Annotated in this window: 13 protein-coding genes; 8 read left to right on the top strand and 5 right to left on the bottom strand. The window is 63.2% G+C overall.

Features of this window, described 5'->3' with window-relative positions; genetic code table 11:
- Positions 1–316: 316 nt before the first annotated feature.
- Positions 317–1,270 carry a TIGR02285 family protein gene (locus tag AC1RMF_RS22150; protein WP_493144393.1) on the top strand — a complete coding sequence of 318 codons (954 nt, stop codon included), beginning with the start codon at positions 317–319 and terminating at the stop codon, positions 1,268–1,270.
- A gap of 3 nt (positions 1,271–1,273) precedes the next feature.
- Here AC1RMF_RS22150 and AC1RMF_RS22145 read toward each other — a convergent pair whose 3' ends face one another.
- Genes AC1RMF_RS22145 through AC1RMF_RS22135 form a run of 3 tightly spaced genes read right to left on the bottom strand, consistent with a single transcriptional unit; the run spans position 1,274 to position 4,426 of the window.
- Positions 1,274–1,960: an ABC transporter ATP-binding protein gene (locus tag AC1RMF_RS22145; RefSeq protein WP_446738022.1), complete on the bottom strand. Its 687-nt coding sequence runs from the start codon at positions 1,958–1,960 to the stop codon at positions 1,274–1,276.
- Positions 1,953–3,194 carry an FtsX-like permease family protein gene (locus tag AC1RMF_RS22140; protein ID WP_342620898.1) on the bottom strand — a complete coding sequence of 414 codons (1,242 nt, stop codon included), beginning with the start codon at positions 3,192–3,194 and terminating at the stop codon, positions 1,953–1,955. Before AC1RMF_RS22140 ends, AC1RMF_RS22145 begins: the two co-directional genes overlap by 8 nt.
- 8 nt (positions 3,195–3,202) lie before the next feature.
- Positions 3,203–4,426, bottom strand: coding sequence for an efflux RND transporter periplasmic adaptor subunit (locus AC1RMF_RS22135; RefSeq protein WP_493144390.1), 1,224 nt, complete (start codon positions 4,424–4,426; stop codon positions 3,203–3,205).
- Positions 4,427–4,597: 171 nt separating this feature from the next.
- Between AC1RMF_RS22135 and AC1RMF_RS22130 the strand changes: the two genes are divergently transcribed.
- On the top strand, positions 4,598–5,833 hold the full coding sequence (locus AC1RMF_RS22130) for an MFS transporter (RefSeq protein ID WP_493144388.1): 1,236 nt from the start codon (positions 4,598–4,600) through the stop codon (positions 5,831–5,833).
- A 10-nt stretch (positions 5,834–5,843) separates the two neighbouring features.
- Here AC1RMF_RS22130 and AC1RMF_RS22125 read toward each other — a convergent pair whose 3' ends face one another.
- Both AC1RMF_RS22125 and AC1RMF_RS22120 read right to left on the bottom strand, forming a co-directional pair.
- Positions 5,844–7,562: an FAD-dependent oxidoreductase gene (locus tag AC1RMF_RS22125; protein WP_493144387.1), complete on the bottom strand. Its 1,719-nt coding sequence runs from the start codon at positions 7,560–7,562 to the stop codon at positions 5,844–5,846.
- A 2-nt stretch (positions 7,563–7,564) separates the two neighbouring features.
- The gene (locus tag AC1RMF_RS22120) at positions 7,565–8,359 is read right to left on the bottom strand and encodes a shikimate dehydrogenase family protein (protein ID WP_493144385.1); all 795 of its coding nucleotides are present in this window, start codon (positions 8,357–8,359) and stop codon (positions 7,565–7,567) included.
- A 130-nt stretch (positions 8,360–8,489) separates the two neighbouring features.
- Between AC1RMF_RS22120 and AC1RMF_RS22115 the strand changes: the two genes are divergently transcribed.
- The 6 genes from AC1RMF_RS22115 (at position 8,490) to AC1RMF_RS22090 (ending at position 15,237) form a co-directional block, all read left to right on the top strand.
- Positions 8,490–9,545 carry a Gfo/Idh/MocA family protein gene (locus AC1RMF_RS22115; RefSeq protein ID WP_493144384.1) on the top strand — a complete coding sequence of 352 codons (1,056 nt, stop codon included), beginning with the start codon at positions 8,490–8,492 and terminating at the stop codon, positions 9,543–9,545.
- A complete protein-coding gene (locus tag AC1RMF_RS22110) occupies positions 9,542–10,375 on the top strand; it encodes an IclR family transcriptional regulator (RefSeq protein ID WP_342620904.1) in 834 nt (277 codons plus the stop codon). Before AC1RMF_RS22115 ends, AC1RMF_RS22110 begins: the two co-directional genes overlap by 4 nt.
- A 23-nt stretch (positions 10,376–10,398) precedes the next feature.
- On the top strand, positions 10,399–12,132 hold the full coding sequence (locus tag AC1RMF_RS22105) for an FAD-dependent oxidoreductase (RefSeq protein WP_493144381.1): 1,734 nt from the start codon (positions 10,399–10,401) through the stop codon (positions 12,130–12,132).
- A gap of 334 nt (positions 12,133–12,466) precedes the next feature.
- Positions 12,467–13,093, top strand: coding sequence for an NIPSNAP family protein (locus tag AC1RMF_RS22100; RefSeq protein WP_493144378.1), 627 nt, complete (start codon positions 12,467–12,469; stop codon positions 13,091–13,093).
- 22 nt (positions 13,094–13,115) lie between these two features.
- A complete protein-coding gene (locus AC1RMF_RS22095) occupies positions 13,116–13,928 on the top strand; it encodes a sugar phosphate isomerase/epimerase family protein (protein WP_493144376.1) in 813 nt (270 codons plus the stop codon).
- A 148-nt stretch (positions 13,929–14,076) separates the two neighbouring features.
- Positions 14,077–15,237 carry an acyl-CoA dehydrogenase family protein gene (locus AC1RMF_RS22090; protein ID WP_493144375.1) on the top strand — a complete coding sequence of 387 codons (1,161 nt, stop codon included), beginning with the start codon at positions 14,077–14,079 and terminating at the stop codon, positions 15,235–15,237.
- The last annotated feature ends 160 nt before the right edge of the window (positions 15,238–15,397 follow it).

Raw genomic sequence — 15,397 nt, 5'->3', positions numbered from 1 at the left:
ACACGGGATGAAGGGCAACGCAGTGCCGACGAGGCCTGCATGCATGAATAGTTCTTCACGAACACGCACTTGTAAAACCTTCCAGATACTTTGAGACAGGAAGTGAGAAAATCAAAATAATTGTGCGCAGACATTCATAGCGTCACAGGCTCCTCGCGTCAGTCACAGAAAGTTGGAGGTGGTTGGCAAATTGCATGAAGTTCTGCAATGCGGGGATTGGGGGCGGTGTATCGATTGTCACCATTTGCGACGTTGAAGATGTTGGATTTTCTTCCCCGCAAAGGGCGCACGTTCAATCAGAGGAGGTAGGTCAGGCATGCCCCGCACACCAGAATCCAAAGAATCTCATGGCACTTCGGAATATGTGTCGCGTCGCCGTATGGCGCTGGCGATCGGAGCGATTGCGTGGGGACTTTGCTGCCCGCGAATGGGCAATGCCACTGAGTTACCAACTATCAACTGGATGGTGCAGGATATCGCACCCATATGGATGCTGGATAACGGCAGACCAACCACGGGGACAATGGATGCCATTATTCAAATGTTGATGGATGAGTGGCCCGATGCCAAACACGAATTCACGGTTGTCAGCACACCACGTGCGCTGTCCAATCTAAGTAATGGCGTTGAAAGCTGCCTGGCAGGCAGTGTGAACACTCCGGAGCGGGCGAAATTTTCATACCACTCCCCTGCGTTTCTGGTGGCTCCGCCACAACTGATTGCCCGTCCCCAAATCATTGCCAAGCTTGCAAAAAACTCCAACGGAGAGATCCTGCCTGCGACGCTGTTCGATAGAGCTGACATGAAGGGCTTAATCGAGCAAAAACGCAGCTATGGTCCTGTGTTCGATGCATTGTTAAGTCGACGCAGTCCAAACTCAGGCATCCACGAAGTCCTTAGAGCAGACGCTGGTTCCAACTTGCTCAAGATGGTTGCGTTGGGACGTGGAGACTACTTTCTGGAATATGACACGATCTTTGCGTACCAGTTAAATCGAAATCCGGAATTGCGTAGCGCCGGTTTCATCACTGCACCGGTGGCCGGAAATGCCATGGTGAAGTTCGGCTTTTCCTGCCCCAAGACAGAGTGGGGGAGGCGAACCATCAAGAGGATAGATGCGTTGATGATCAAGTTTGCCGCCCTACCGGAATTCCAGGCCATTCAATGGAAATGGCAAACGCCAAGTGCGGCCATACGTTACAGAAAGACTCAAGAGGAATTTTTCCGTCAGCGGTCCAAACTCTCTGATCCGAGCCAATTCGACGATTAGCCATTATTCGATGACCATGCCATCCACCACCTGGATGGTCTTGTCACAGCGCCGGGCCAGGTCCGGGTTGTGGGTGACGAAGAGGATGGTGGTGCCTTGCTCCTGATTGACCTTTCTCAGCAGCGAGAAGACCGCGTCGGCGCTCTTGGTGTCCAGGTTGCCGGTGGGCTCATCGGCCAATAGCACAGCCGGGTTCATGGCCAGGGCGCGCGCGATGGCCACGCGTTGCTGCTGGCCGCCGCTCATGTTGCCGGCCATGTTGTCCTTCCACTGCGTCAGGCCCACGCTGTCGATCAGCTGCAGCGCCCGCTCGCGCATCTGCGGATTGGGGAAGCCGGCCGCGCCCAGCATGGGAATCATCACGTTCTCCAGCGCAGTAAAGGCGGTGATCAGATGGTGGTACTGGAACACGAAGCCAATGGTGTGGCCACGCAGCCGCGTGAGCGAGCTGTCGTTGAGCACCGTGGTTTCTTCACCGCTGATCTGCAGGCTGCCGGAGCTTGGCCGGTCCAGCAGGCCCACGATGTTGAGCAAGGTGCTTTTGCCGGAACCCGACGGCCCCACCACGGCGCAGAACTCACCGCGCTGCAGCTTCAGGTCAATGCCATGCAACACTTCGGTCTCAAAAGGCGTGCCCTGGTTGAAGGCCTTGCGTACCCCCTGCAGATGGACAACGGTTTCTTCAGCCACGGATAGCCACCACCGGATCAAGGCGCGCTGCCCGCAGGGCTGGCGCATAGGCGGCCAACAGGCCGGTCAACGTGGCCAGCACCAGGGCCAGCGCGAAGAGCTGGGGATCAAACTCCAGCGGAAACAGCGGCGTGCCGTCGGCATTGCGCGCCAGCTTCTGCCACAGGCTGAGTGCCGTGGCGCCGATGGCGCAGCCCACCAGCGAGCCGCCAAAGCCCAACAGGCCGCCCTGCAACAGGAACACCCGCAGGATCTGACTGCGCGAGATGCCCATGGCGCGCAGAATGCCGATCTCGCGCGACTTCTGCACCACCGATACCACCAGCACGCTGGCGATGCCGAAAGCCACCGACAGCCCGACGAAGAAGCGGATGGCCGTGTTGGCTGTGGTCTGCGCGCTCACTGCGGCAAAGAATTGGGCACTGTTCTTGATCCAGCTGTCGGCCTCCACGCCGGTGGCCGCTGCGATGCGCTGCGCCATGACTTCGGCGGCGTAGATGTCGTTGACGGTCACTTCGACACTGGTCACGCCGCCCGACATGTCCAGCAGGCTTTGCGCCATGCGCAAGGTAGTGAAGGTGCTGCGCTGGTTGGCACCCTTGTTGCCCAGATCAAAGATGCCGGTGATGGTGAGTGCGGAGGTGCTGCCGTTGGCTGCAGTCACATGCAGTTTGTCACCCACGTCCACGCCCAGGTCGTTGCTGAGTTCGGTGCCTATGAGGATGTCCGAGCCTGTCAATCGCAGACTGCCGCGTACCAGCTTGTCGCTGAAGTCGACGATGCGGAAGTAGGTGTCAGGCTCAATGCCGGAGACCGTCACCGCCTTGGTGGCGCTGCCGCGCACGGCCAGCACCGAGCCGCTGGCCACCGGTGACACCACCTTGATGCCAGGCAGGGCGCGCACCTGACTGACCACGGCCTGCCACTGGTCTATCGACTTGGCCTGTTGCAACGGTGGCTGGATGATGGCGCCTTCCAGCTGGCCTTTGGGTGCATCGCTGCCGTTGCGTTGCGGGCGCGTCACCTGCTGGGGTTGCAGCAGCTGGATGTGGGATTGGGTGGACAGCACACGGCGGATGAAGTTGCTTTGCAGACCGGCCAGCAGTGCCGACATGAAGACGATCACGCCCACACCAATGGCCACCCCGGCGATGATGAATACAGTCTGCAACCGCCCCTCGCGCAGAAAGCGGATGGACACAATCCATTCAAACGGTAACCAGCTTGTGAACACACCGGCTCCTAATGCGCTGTGGCGGCAACGCGCACCCGGTCCCCGGGTTTCACGCTGGGCGATCCCGATACCAGCAGATCACCCTCCTGCACGCCCTGCAGCGCCTCCAGCATGCTGCCGCTGCGCAGACCGATCTGCACCAGCACCTTGGCTGCGCGTCCGTCCTGCACACGCAATACCCAGGGTGCAGCGCTTTCCGCGTCCCGCACCGTGGAGGCGGGCAGCATCAATGCACGGGGGCGGCGTGCCACTTCGATATCGACCGAGACTGTCATGTCCTGGCGTAGCACCTCGGGCGGCTGTGGCACATCGAGCTTGACGTCCACCGCACCGGTCTGGGCATTCACGCCAGGGTTGATATACACCAGCTGCGCTTCAAACTTCTGCTGCGGATACGCATCGGCCGACACCACGGCCTTCTGGCCCAGGCGGATCAGATGCAGGTTCTTTTCGTCGATGGCCACCACGACCTGGGTCTTTCCATTGGGGGACAGTGTCATCAGCACCTTGCCGGGTTGCACCACGTCACCCACTTCCACGCTGCGTCCGATCAAGGTGCCGTCCAGAGGCGACCGCACCAACGCGTACTTGGCGCGCGCGTGCGCGGCATCGGCAGCAGCGCGCGCCTCTTCCACCGCACTCAGGGCCAGTGCGTAATCGCTGCCGGACTTGCCGGTGGTCTCCAACTGCTTTTGCGCGGAGTGAAACTGTGCATCGGCCAGCTCCGCTGCCTTGCGGGAGTCGTCCAGCGCCGCCTGGCCTATGAAACCTTGCTTGAACAAGTCCTGGTTGCGTTTGTAGCTGGCGTTGGCGTTATCCAGGCTGGACTGTGCCTGGCGCAAGGCCTGCTCCGCCACGGGTGCCTGTACCTCCTGCAATTGGCGCAGCTTGCCCTGTGCCTGGATGACAGCCAGATCGGCCTGGCGTTCGGTGGCCTGCAGTTCGGTGTTGGCAAGGGCTATAAGCAACGTTCCTGCCGTGACGCTGTCCCCTTCGTTGACGGGGACACGCGTCACCGTTGCGGTGATCTGGGAGCCAATGTCCACGCGGTGCGGGCTTTCCACATGGCCGCTGGCAACCACCGACTGGACAAAGTCGTGTCGCACCACGGTTTCCACATTCACCTTGGGGCCCAGCCACCAAGTGACGGCAAAGTAGACGACTGCCAGCAAGGCAAGGGCCGCAGCAATATGCCGCCAGCGCAGTTTCGAGGGAAAGGAGATCTTGGTCATGGATGTGGGAAGCGAAGCCGGCAGCGCGGCGCGCAACTACCTGTCGTGCAGCAATGGTGACGCCTTGGCCGCCATCGCTCCTTGACTTGGGACAAGAAAAGCCGCCGCACAACTTGTCTTTACCCAGGGTGCGCCACCAGGACCTGGCTGGCTGCAAGTCAATAATGGGCGATGTCTGCCACCGCTTTCAGTGAGTCGCTGCGCCTGCTGCGCACCCGGCGCTTCGGTACCTTCTGGTGCGCTTCGCTGCTTTCCAACATCGGCACCTGGGCGCAACAGGTGGCCCAGCCCTGGCTGCTGCTCAGCCTGGGCGCTTCGCCCATGCTGCTGGGGCTGGATGCGTTTGCGCTGGCGGCCCCCGTCTTCGTACTGACCCTGGTGGGCGGCGCGCTGGCCGATACGGCGGATAGGCGCATGACGATTCTGCGCTTTCAGTCGGTGCAGATGCTGTGCCCGGTGGCCATTGTGTTGCTGCTGTATTTCCATGCGGTGCAGCCCTGGATGGTGATTGGCCTGTCGCTGGTGGTCGGCGTGACCGACGGCTTGTCCATGCCGTCTTTCCAGTCGATTGTTCCCAGCATCGTGGAGAAGCGCCAGATCGCGACCGGCATTGCGCTCAACTCCACCCAGTTCAACCTGTCACGCATCGCGGGACCGGCAATTGCGGGGGTGCTGATGGGCAGCATGGGGGCAGCGGGTGCCTTCAGTGTCAGCGCCGTGTCGTACCTGCCTTTCATCCTGGTGGCGTTGTGGGTGCTGCCGCCTGCCAACAACGGGACCAACGCCTCTTCCGGTTTTGCCTGGCTGCGCATGCTGGGCAATGTGCGCGCCGTCCTGGCCCAGCCGCTGCTGCGCTCAGCGCTGGCAACCGTACTGGTTTCGGCGGTGCTGTGCGCGCCGATTGTGGTGTTCTGTCCGGTGCTGGTGCAGCAGGCCATGCATGGGGATGTGAGCCACTTCAGCATGGCGGTCGGGGCCTTTGGTGTGGGCGGTTTGCTGGGTGCCATCGCACTGTTGGGGCTGGACGCCCAGCGCGACCGGCGCGCCATCAGCACCGGCTTTGCCATTGCTTACGGCCTGGTGGTCATGCTGGCTTCGCAATGCACGTCACCCTGGGAGTTGGCGCTGCTGTTCGCCTGCGCGGGCTTTGCCATGACGCTCAGCAACACATCCGCCAACACCTTGCTGCAGTCCGCCGCACAGGCGGAAGTGCGTGGCCAGAGTGTCAGCCTGTTCATGCTGGTCATGCGCGGCGGCATGGCCTTGGGCGGATTGCTCACCGGGCTGTCCGTCAGCCTGCTTGGCGTGCGTCAGGCCCTGTTTGCCAACGGCGCATTGGCCGTTGGTTTGCAATTGCTGATCTGGCTGTTCTGGTCGCGCTCAGCCGGGGCCAGAGCGCGCTCCTGATCCTGGTGTATCAGCTCCTGGCGCGCGCGACGGCGTGCTGCGCTGCGATGCAGCCAAACACCAAACCCGGCCCGATGGTGATGCCCGGAGCGGTGTAGACGCCGCCCATGATGGAGTGCATGTCGTTGCCCACCGCGTAGAGCCCGCCAATGGGCTGGCCGTCCTCGCCCAGTACCTGCGCCTGGGTGTCGGTTGCAAGGCCCGTGGAAGCGCCTATGTCGCCCGGGTAGAGTTTGACCGCGTAAAACGGGGCGGTAGCGATCGGGCCCAGGTTGGGGTTCTTGTGGCCCGCCGTCGCATCGCCAATGTTTTGCTGGTAAGCCGTTACGCCGCGGCCGAAGTCCGGGTCGACACCGGTTTCGGCATAGCGGTTGATCTGCTGCACGCTGGCGACCAGTCCTTGTGCATCCACGCCCAGCTTGCCCGCCAGCTCTTCGAGTGTGGCGCCTTCGGTCAGATAGCCATCGGCCAGAAAGGGCGCCAGTCCCTTGCCGCCCGGGCGCACCATGCCGACACCGTATTTGCGCAGGGCCTCGGCATCGCACACCAGGTAGGCCGGCACGGACGGGCTGGTCTTGTGGGCCTCCTGCATGGCCAGTCCGAACAGGTGGTAGGAGGTGCTTTCGTTGACGAAGCGCTTGCCTGCCTGGTTGACGGTGACAAAGCCGGGCTTGGCGCGGTCCATCACAAAGTGGGGGAACACGGCGGTGCTGCCGTCGGCGCGCTTGCGCAGCGACACCGGTGCCCAGAATGCATCGCTCTTGCCGCCGGTGGCAAAGTGGGCACCACGCTGGCGTGCCATCTCCAGCGCCACGCCGGTGTGGCCGGGTGCGCCGGGGCACCAGGCCTCATTGCCGCCGGGTAGCCGCTTCTGGCGTTCGGCGGCATTGCGGTTGAAGCCGCCGGACGCCAACACCACGCCACCCTTGACCTGCACCGTGCAGCGCTTGCCACCCTGGCTGAGCACCACGCTCTGCACCGGGCCGTTCGCATCGCCCAGCTGCTCCAGCGACGTGTTGAGCGACAGCGTCACGTTGGGTCGTTTGGAGAGCGAATACAGCAGCCGTGCAATCAGGGCGTTACCCATCACCAGCCGTGTGCCGCGCGGGTAGCGCAGCCGGTCTGCGGCGTGGCGCAGGATGATGCGCACGGAGTGCTGGAACGAGGCCCAGGAGCCCGTCATGCCCAGCAGGTGGTTGATGTCGGTGCGGTCCACCATCATGCCGCCCAGCACGGTGAATTCGGGAATGGGCGGGCGGATCAGCCCGAACAGATCACCCAGCAGCCGACCATCAAATGGCAGCGGCTCCAGTGCGCGCCCGTTCAGGGTGGAGCCGGGCAGGTCGGAGATGTAGTCGGGGTGTTTGGGGTAGGGGCGGTACTGCACATCGCTCTGTGCCTCCAGGCGCTTGACGGCAGCGGCTCCATGGTCCAGAAAGGCCTGGCGCATGGCGGGTGCGGCATGGTTGCCGATGGCCGCGTCCAGGTAGGTGCGGGCGGCTTGCAGCGTGTCCGACGGGTTGACCTTGGCTGCATGGTGCGTGCCCGGAACCCAGGTGGTCCCGGCAGACCAGGCGGTGGTGCCGCCCACATACTGTGTGTGTTCCACCAGCAGCACCCGAGCACCGTCCATGGCGGCAAACAGCGCGGTGGACATGCCAGCACCGCCGGCACCTATGACCACCACGTCGTAGCTTGCGGTGGCAGGCAGGGTTGTGAGCACTTCCATGGTTATTTGCCCAGCAGGAAGTCAACCATCAGGTCACGCACGCGGCCAAACATGTGCGCCCCGGTCATGGTCTTGCAGCCCTTGGCACGCGCCGCGGCAATCAGCGGCGTGATGGCGGGCTGGGTGATGACGCAGCCCACAAACATGTCTGCGCTGAGTTTGTCGGCCAGTAGTGGATACGGGTCGCCGTCCTTCATGCCGACCGGCGTGGCGTTGATCACCACATCGAAGCCGCTGGGGTCGGCGCTGCCGCTGGTCACCGGACAACGCTGCAAGCCAGCCAGGCGCTGGATCAGGGTCTCGCGCCGGGTGCTGTCTTCGTCGTAAATGGCCAGCTCCCGCACACCGGCCGTGACCAGCGCATGGGCTATGGCCGAACCGGCGCCGCCAGCGCCCACCAGCAGGGTTTTTTTGCCCTGGGGGGCGCAGCCGTTGTCATGCATTGCAGAGACAAAGCCCAGGCCGTCGAACATGTCGCCATGCCAGCTGCCGTCGGGGTTGCGGCGCATGGTGTTGACGGTGTGCAGGAATGCGGCGCGCTCCGACGTGCTGCCGCACAGGTCGTGGCAGGCAAATTTGTGCGGCACGGTGACGATGATGCCGTCCACATTTTTGGCCAGTGACACGCCGGCCACCCAGGCGGGCAGATCGGCAGGAGCCACATGGGCCGGCATGACGTAGGCGTTATTGCCGTGGTCGTGAAAGGCCTGGGTTACGCCGGCGGGGGACTTTACCTGGGCGATTGGGTCACCCACGATGAAATGGACACGGGTAGCACCGTTGAGCGGGTCGGACATGGAGAGGTCTCGCAAATAGGTTTTTTTGAAAAGGTGGGTGAATGGTACATAAAAGTGGAATGCTATTCAACTATTGATTTATGTTCTGGTTTTATTTACACTGGCGCAAACACCACGGATCGCCATAACCATGTCCCTTTCTTCCAAGACCCAGATTGCCTTGTTCGGCGCCGGCGGCATTGGCCGCACCCATATCGACCGCATCAGCCGCAGCAGCAACCTGAATCTGGCAGGCATTGCCGACCCCAGCGACGCGGCCAAGGCAATGGCGCAGAGCCTGAACGTGCCCTGGTTTGCCAACCACCTGGACCTGCTGGACAGCATCAAACCCCAGGGGGCCATCGTGGCCACGCCCAATTCCCTGCACATCACCCAAGCCGTGGACTGCCTGGAGCATGGCGTGGCCGCGCTGGTAGAGAAGCCCGTGGCCGATACCGTGGCCGAGGCACAGCAGCTGGTGGATGTGCAGGCGCGCACGGGCGTGCCCGTGCTGGTGGGGCACCACCGCCGCCACAACCCCATCAACCGGCGCGCCCGCAAGATCGTGCAGGACGGCACCCTGGGCCGCATGGTCAGTGCCAATGTGATGGCCACCTTTTTCAAGCCCGATGCCTACTTTGACGCAGCCTGGCGCCGCAGCAAGGGCGGCGGCCCCATCCTGATCAACCTGATCCACGAGATCGACATGCTGCGCTTTCTGTGCGGCGAGATCACCACAGTGCAGGCACTGGGCAGCAACGCGGTGCGCGGCTTTGAGGTGGAAGACACGGCCGCTGCCGTGCTGCGTTTTGCCAATGGTGCGCTGGGCACGGTGGTGCTGTCTGACACTGCCACCGCGCCCTGGTGCTGGGACTTCTGTGCCGCCGAGCAGGACCAGTACCCGCGCCAGAACGTGCAGTCGCACTTCATTGCCGGAACGCATGGCTCGCTTTCGTTGCCCGACCTACAGCTCTGGAGCTACCGCGGCGAGCGCAGCTGGTATGCCGAGATGACGCAGGAGAAAACCTTCGTCCACAAGGACGACCCCTACACCATGCAGCTGCAGCACTTTGCAGCCGTCATTGCCGGTGCCGAGGCGCCGCTGTGCAGTGCGCTGGACGGCCTGCGCACCCTGCAGGCCACGCTGGCGGTGAGCGAGGCGGCGAGTACCGGCAACACCGTACAACTGCCAGGGGCAGCAGCATGAGCGGCGTGCTGGAAAGAACCCTGGGCATTCTGGAATTGCTGTCCAAGCATGGCGAAGGCCTGGAGCTTGCCGCCATTGCCGACCAGCTCAACATTCCCCGCAGCGGCACGCACCGCCTGTTGGCCGATCTGGTGAAGTACGGCTACGTGCGCCAGACGCGCGACCACGGCGACTACATCCTCACCACCAAGCTGGTGGCCATGGGCCTGTCCTACCTCAGCAACAGCGGCATCGTGGATATTGCCCAGCCGTTGCTCAATCACCTGGCCGAAGTCTCGGGTGAGTTGACGCGTTTGTCGGTGGTGGACGGCGAGCGCCTGACCTGGGTGGCGCGAGCCCAGGGCGCACGCCAAGGGCTGCGCTACGACCCCGACATGGGCAGTGATGCGCGCCTGTCGTGCTCATCCTCCGGTTGGGCCTGGCTTTCAACCATGAGCGATGACGATGCGCTGGCCTGCGTATCCCGCCAGGGGCTGGGCAAGCCCGAAGAGTTTGGTCCCAACGCGCCTACCACCCTGCAGGAAGTCATGACCCAGGTGCAGGCCACGCGTGCGCGCGGCTACAGCATCACGATAGATACCTATTCCCTGGGCCTGAGCGCCATCTCTGCGCCGGTGCGCTTTGCCAACCAGCCGGCCATCGGTGTGCTGACCATCGCGGGGCCCACCGTGCGCCTGTCGCTGGAGCGCATGCAAGGCCTGGCGGCTGAACTGGTGAACGTGGCCCATCAACTGGCAGCCGCCAGCAGTGCATCGCCCTTCTTTGCCAAGACGGGCATGCACTCCGGCGTGCCGGCCAGTGCCGGACGCACGCCCATCTACGCACCCTGAGTCAAAGCGTGTTTCTATAAACCATGTCTGCAACTTCCTACGCAACGCCGGTGCTGGACTGCGACCTGTTGGTCATCGGTTCCGGCGCCGGTGGGTTGTCCGCCGCGGTCACTGCCGCGCATCTGGGGCTGAAGGTCATCGTGGCCGAGAAGGACCCGCAATACGGCGGCACCACCGCGTGGTCGGGGGGCTGGATGTGGATACCGCGCAACCCGCTGGCCACCGAGGCGGGCATTGTGGAAGACATCAGCGTGCCCCTGTCCTACCTGCGCCATGAACTGGGCGCGCAGTTTGACGAAGCCCGTGCGCTGGCGTTCTTGCAGGCCGGGCCGAAGATGGTGGAGTTCTTTCGCAACAACACGGCGCTGCAATTCATTGATGGCAATGGCATCCCCGACTTCCATGGCAACACGCCCGATGCATCCACGGGCGGACGCTCGATTTGCGCGGCGCCCTTTGACGCCAGGCGGCTGGGGCCGCGCATCGCTGCGCTCAAGCCGCCTCTGCCGGAGACCACGCTGTGGGGCATGGGTATTGCATCAGGTGCGGAGCTGCGTCATTTTCTGAATGCGCTGCGCAAACCTGCTTCGTTCTGGTACGTGGCGCGTCGGGTGCTGGGCTACGGGCGCGACCTGCTGCTGCATGGCCGTGGCATGCGCCGTGTCAACGGCAATGCGCTGGTGGCCGCGCTGGCCGCTTCAGCTTTCGAGAAGGGCGTGGACATCCGCACCAGCAGCCCCGCCAAGCGCCTGCTGACCGAGGACGCCCGAGTGGTGGGTGCCGTGTTGGCTGGCCCACAGGACGATGTCACGGTGCGCGCGCGCTGCGGCGTGGTGCTGGCCTGTGGCGGCTTTCCGCATGACGTGCAACGCAAGAAGGAACTGCTGCCCCACGCTGAAACGGGTGTGGAGCACTGGTCCGCCGCCTCGCGTGGCAACACCGGCGATGGCCTGCGCCTGGGCGAATCGACGGGTGGTGTGGTGGCCAAAGATTTGGTGCAGGCCGCCGCACTGGCACCGGTATCGCTGGTGCCGCGCGCCGACGGCAGCGTGGCGCATTTCCCGCATCTGATCGAGCGTGCCAAGCCGGGGCTGATAGCAGTGACAGACAAGGGCGAGCGCTTCACCAACGAAGCCGATTCGTACCACGACTTCATGCAAGGACTGCTGCGCGTCACGCCCAAAGGGCAGACGGTGCGGGCCTGGCTGGTGTGCGACCACGCCTTTATCCGGCGTTATGGGCTGGGTGCAGTCAAGCCCGCGCCCATGCCCTTGAGCCCCATGCTGGACAACGGCTACCTCCAGCGCGGCACCACGCTGGCCGAGCTGGCAAACAACTGTGGCATCAGCGTGCTGGGGCTGGAGCGCACGGTGCAGCGCTACAACCAGATGGCGCTGACCGGTGTGGACCAGGACTTTGCTAAAGGCCAGACGCCTTACAACCGCATCCAGGGCGATGCGGTGGAAGCGCAACGCCAGGGCCTGTCCAACCCCTGCATGGCACCGCTTGCACGCGGCCCTTTTTATGCCGTCGAGGTGGTCGCGGGCAGCCTGGGTACCTTCGCAGGTCTGCGAACCAACACCCACGCGCAGGTGCTTGACGCACAAGGCAAGCCCATCGCTGGCCTGTATGCCGGTGGCAATGACATGAACAGCATGATGGGCGGCAACTATCCCAGCGGCGGCATCACCCTCGGCCCCGCCATGACCTTCGGTTTTATCGCGGCGCACCACGCTGCGGGAGTTTGTAATGCATAGCGTGCCCGCTTTTGTAGTGTCGCCGAGCGACGGGAGGCTTTACTCCGCGAATGTCCCCCGGCCGCTCAAGCGGCCTCCTCCTTTATTTCGCTGCGCAAAGCCTCCCATCACTCAGCTCCGACAGAGTGGTCAGCACACAAGGGCGTTGGCGAGCGCGCAATGCTACCGGGAGAGGTGGGTAGGCCATTTCGGTAGGTAAAGGAGGAGCCCGAAGGGCGGGGGACACGGACGAAATGGCCTACCCACCTCTCCCGGTCCCCACCTACCAAGCAATAAGCAAATCCAAGCGCCACAAAACTATTCCAGAAACCACTAACCAAGAGAACCAATCACCATGTTCTACGAACTCGCCACCATGACCCTGCCCTTCGGCACAGCCGGACAGGCTGCCGCCAACGTGCAGGCCTATGCCACCTCTGCGGACGCCCAGGGCGAACTGCTGGGTTGCTGGTTTACCGACATCGGCGTGCTCAACCAGATGATCGTGCTGCGCGGCTTTGCCGATCTAGCCACGCTGCAAGCCGAGCGCGAGCGCACGCAGAAGAGCGCCAGCCCGTTCGGCTGCGGCGACATTTTTCAGACGCTGGAACAGCACAGCTACAAAGGCTTCCCCTGGATGAAGCCAGTGCGACCCAGTGCCGAGTCCGGCATCGTGGGGCCGGTGTACGAGATACGCACCTACGGCATCAAGACCGGCGGCGTGCAGCCCACGATTGACCTGTGGGCGCAATACGTGCCGCCGCGCGAAAAACTCTCGCCCTGCGTGGTGGCCATGGTGGCACTGGATGGCCCGCTGCGCTTCACCAACATCTGGGCCTACCCCACGCTGGATGCGCGCAGCAAGGCACGCGCCGATGCGGTTGCGCAAGGCATCTGGCCACCCAAGGGCGGCCCGGCGCACCTGACCACCAACATGGTGTCCACCATTGCGCTGCCCACACCGGTTTCCCCTTTGAAATGACGCACCTCCAGAGCTTCTGAACATGCGCACCTACTCTCTTGCCTATCTGACTTCCCACCGCTGCACACCGCCTGAAGCGATCCGGGTCGCCGCGGCCAACGGCTACGCCTTTGTGGGTCTGCGCCTGTGGCCCAATGCGCCGGGCGCGCCGCAACAGCATCTGCTGGGCCAGCCCGACGTGCTGCGCGCGACGCTGGCCGCGCAGCAGGACACAGGCGTGGGTGTGTTTGATCTGGAGATCATCCGCATCGGTGAACAGTTCGACCCGCACACCTGGGACGCCCTGTACGACGCCGGTGCGGCGTTGAAAGCCAAAGCCATTCTGGTGGCGGGCGATGACAAAGACGAAGCACGCCTCACGGCCAACTACGCGCGCCTGTGCGAAGTGATGCAGCCCTACGGCATGACCGCAGACCTGGAGTTCATGCCCTGGACCGCAGTGCCCGATGCCAACAGCGCCCTGCGCATCATTCGCAATGCCGGCATGCCATCCAACGCCGGCATTCTGGTGGACGCCCTGCATGTGGGCCGCTCACACACCACGCTGGATGACATACGCGCCATTCCGCGCGCGCTGCTGCATTACGCGCAGATTTGCGACGCGGTGGCCGGCACCCACTTCACCACCGAAGAAATGATCCATACGGCGCGCTGCGAGCGCCTGTTGCCCGGCGACGGGACCATTGACGTGCAAGGCCTGTTTGACGCCTTGCCGACAGACCTGCCCATCAGCGTGGAGGTGGTGAACTTTGCGCGCGAAGCCCAGGCCAACCCGAGCGAGTGGGCTGCCATCTGCATGGCCGCCAGCCGCCCGTTCGTGGAACCACGCGGTTAGAGAACCAGGGCCTTGCCATGCTGATTGCCGTTGACCGCATCTCGCGTCTGCCGTTCTTTTTTGGAGCGCGCTGGTTCAGCAGCGCCTGAGTTCCGGTGTTTCCTTAGCCGAACCACCCGACTCCCTTTGAAATACCGAAAGCAAGACCATGGACTTTTCCCTGAACGAAGAACAGAAGATGATGATCGACACCGTGCGTCGATTCATCGCTGAAGAATGCAAACCGCTGGAAGACGAACTCGAAGCGCACGGCGCGCTGGATGCCACCAAGGCGCAGGCCCTGCACGCCAAGTCCAAGGCATTGGGCCTGTACGCGCTCAACATGCCGGCAGACTTGGGCGGTGGCGGCCTCTCGGTGCTGGACCGCGTCCTGTGCGAAGAGCAGTTCGGCCACACCAGCGATTACCTGATTCGCCGCGCCTTCGGCAATGTGTATGAACCGCTGTTGCATTGCAAAGGTCCACAGGTGGAGCGTTGGCTCAAGCCCACGGTGGAAGGATTGCGCACCTGCGCCATCGCCATCACCGAGCCCGGCGCCGGATCGGACGCGGCCGGCATCAAGACAAACGCAAAGAAGACCGATGCGGGCTGGGTGCTCAACGGCAGCAAGCATTTCATCAGCGACGGCGAGTGGAGCGACTTCTTCCTCGTGTCGGCCAAGACCGGCGAGAAGGAGATCAGCATGTTCATGGTGGACAAGGGCCTGGCCGGCTTCACCGTGGGCAAGGACCAGAAGATGATGGGCCTGCGTGGCACGCCGCATCTGGAACTGTTCTTCGACAACGTGGCACTGGAAGATGCCGCTCTGCTGGGCGAAGTGGGCCAGGGCTTCAAGCTGGCCATGGGTGCACTCAATGTGGTGCGGCTGGCCCAGGTGGGCGCCCGCGCGGTGGGCAAGGCCAGCCATGTGTGCGAGCTGATGGTGGGCTATGCAAACGACCGCAAGCAGTTCAACACCCGTATCGGTGACTTCCAGATGGTGCAGCAGCAGATCGCCGACAGCGTGATCGAGATCAACGCGGCGCGCTGGATGGTGTACCACGCGGCCTGGATGATGGACCAGGGGCTGGATGCGCGTGAGCAGGTGGCCATGGTGAAGGTGCATGCGGCCGAGACGCTGGGGCGCGTGGTAGACCGGGCGGTGCAGATCTTCGGTGGCATGGGGTTCTGCAAGGAGCTGCCGATTGAACGCTATTACCGCGATGCGCGCATCTACCGCATCTTTGATGGCACCAGTGAGATTCACCGCGGGGTCATTGCCAAGAGCATCCTGAAGAAGGGTGCTGCTTTGTTTGATGTGAATCGGTAGTTTGCGCTCATGCGGGGTGGCGTTGGCGTGGGCCGGAGCAAGGGGATGGGCGGGCGACGATTTCTGGTACTCCAGCATGAGGAGCCCGCCCATCCCCTTGCTCCGGCTGCGGCGCGCAGCGGAGGACTACCCCTCATGCAAACACCTTTGGCTTTTCGAC

It is taken from the genome of Rhodoferax sp. GW822-FHT04A08 (assembly GCF_058801025.1).
This window is presented reverse-complemented; position numbering and strand designations above follow the sequence as displayed.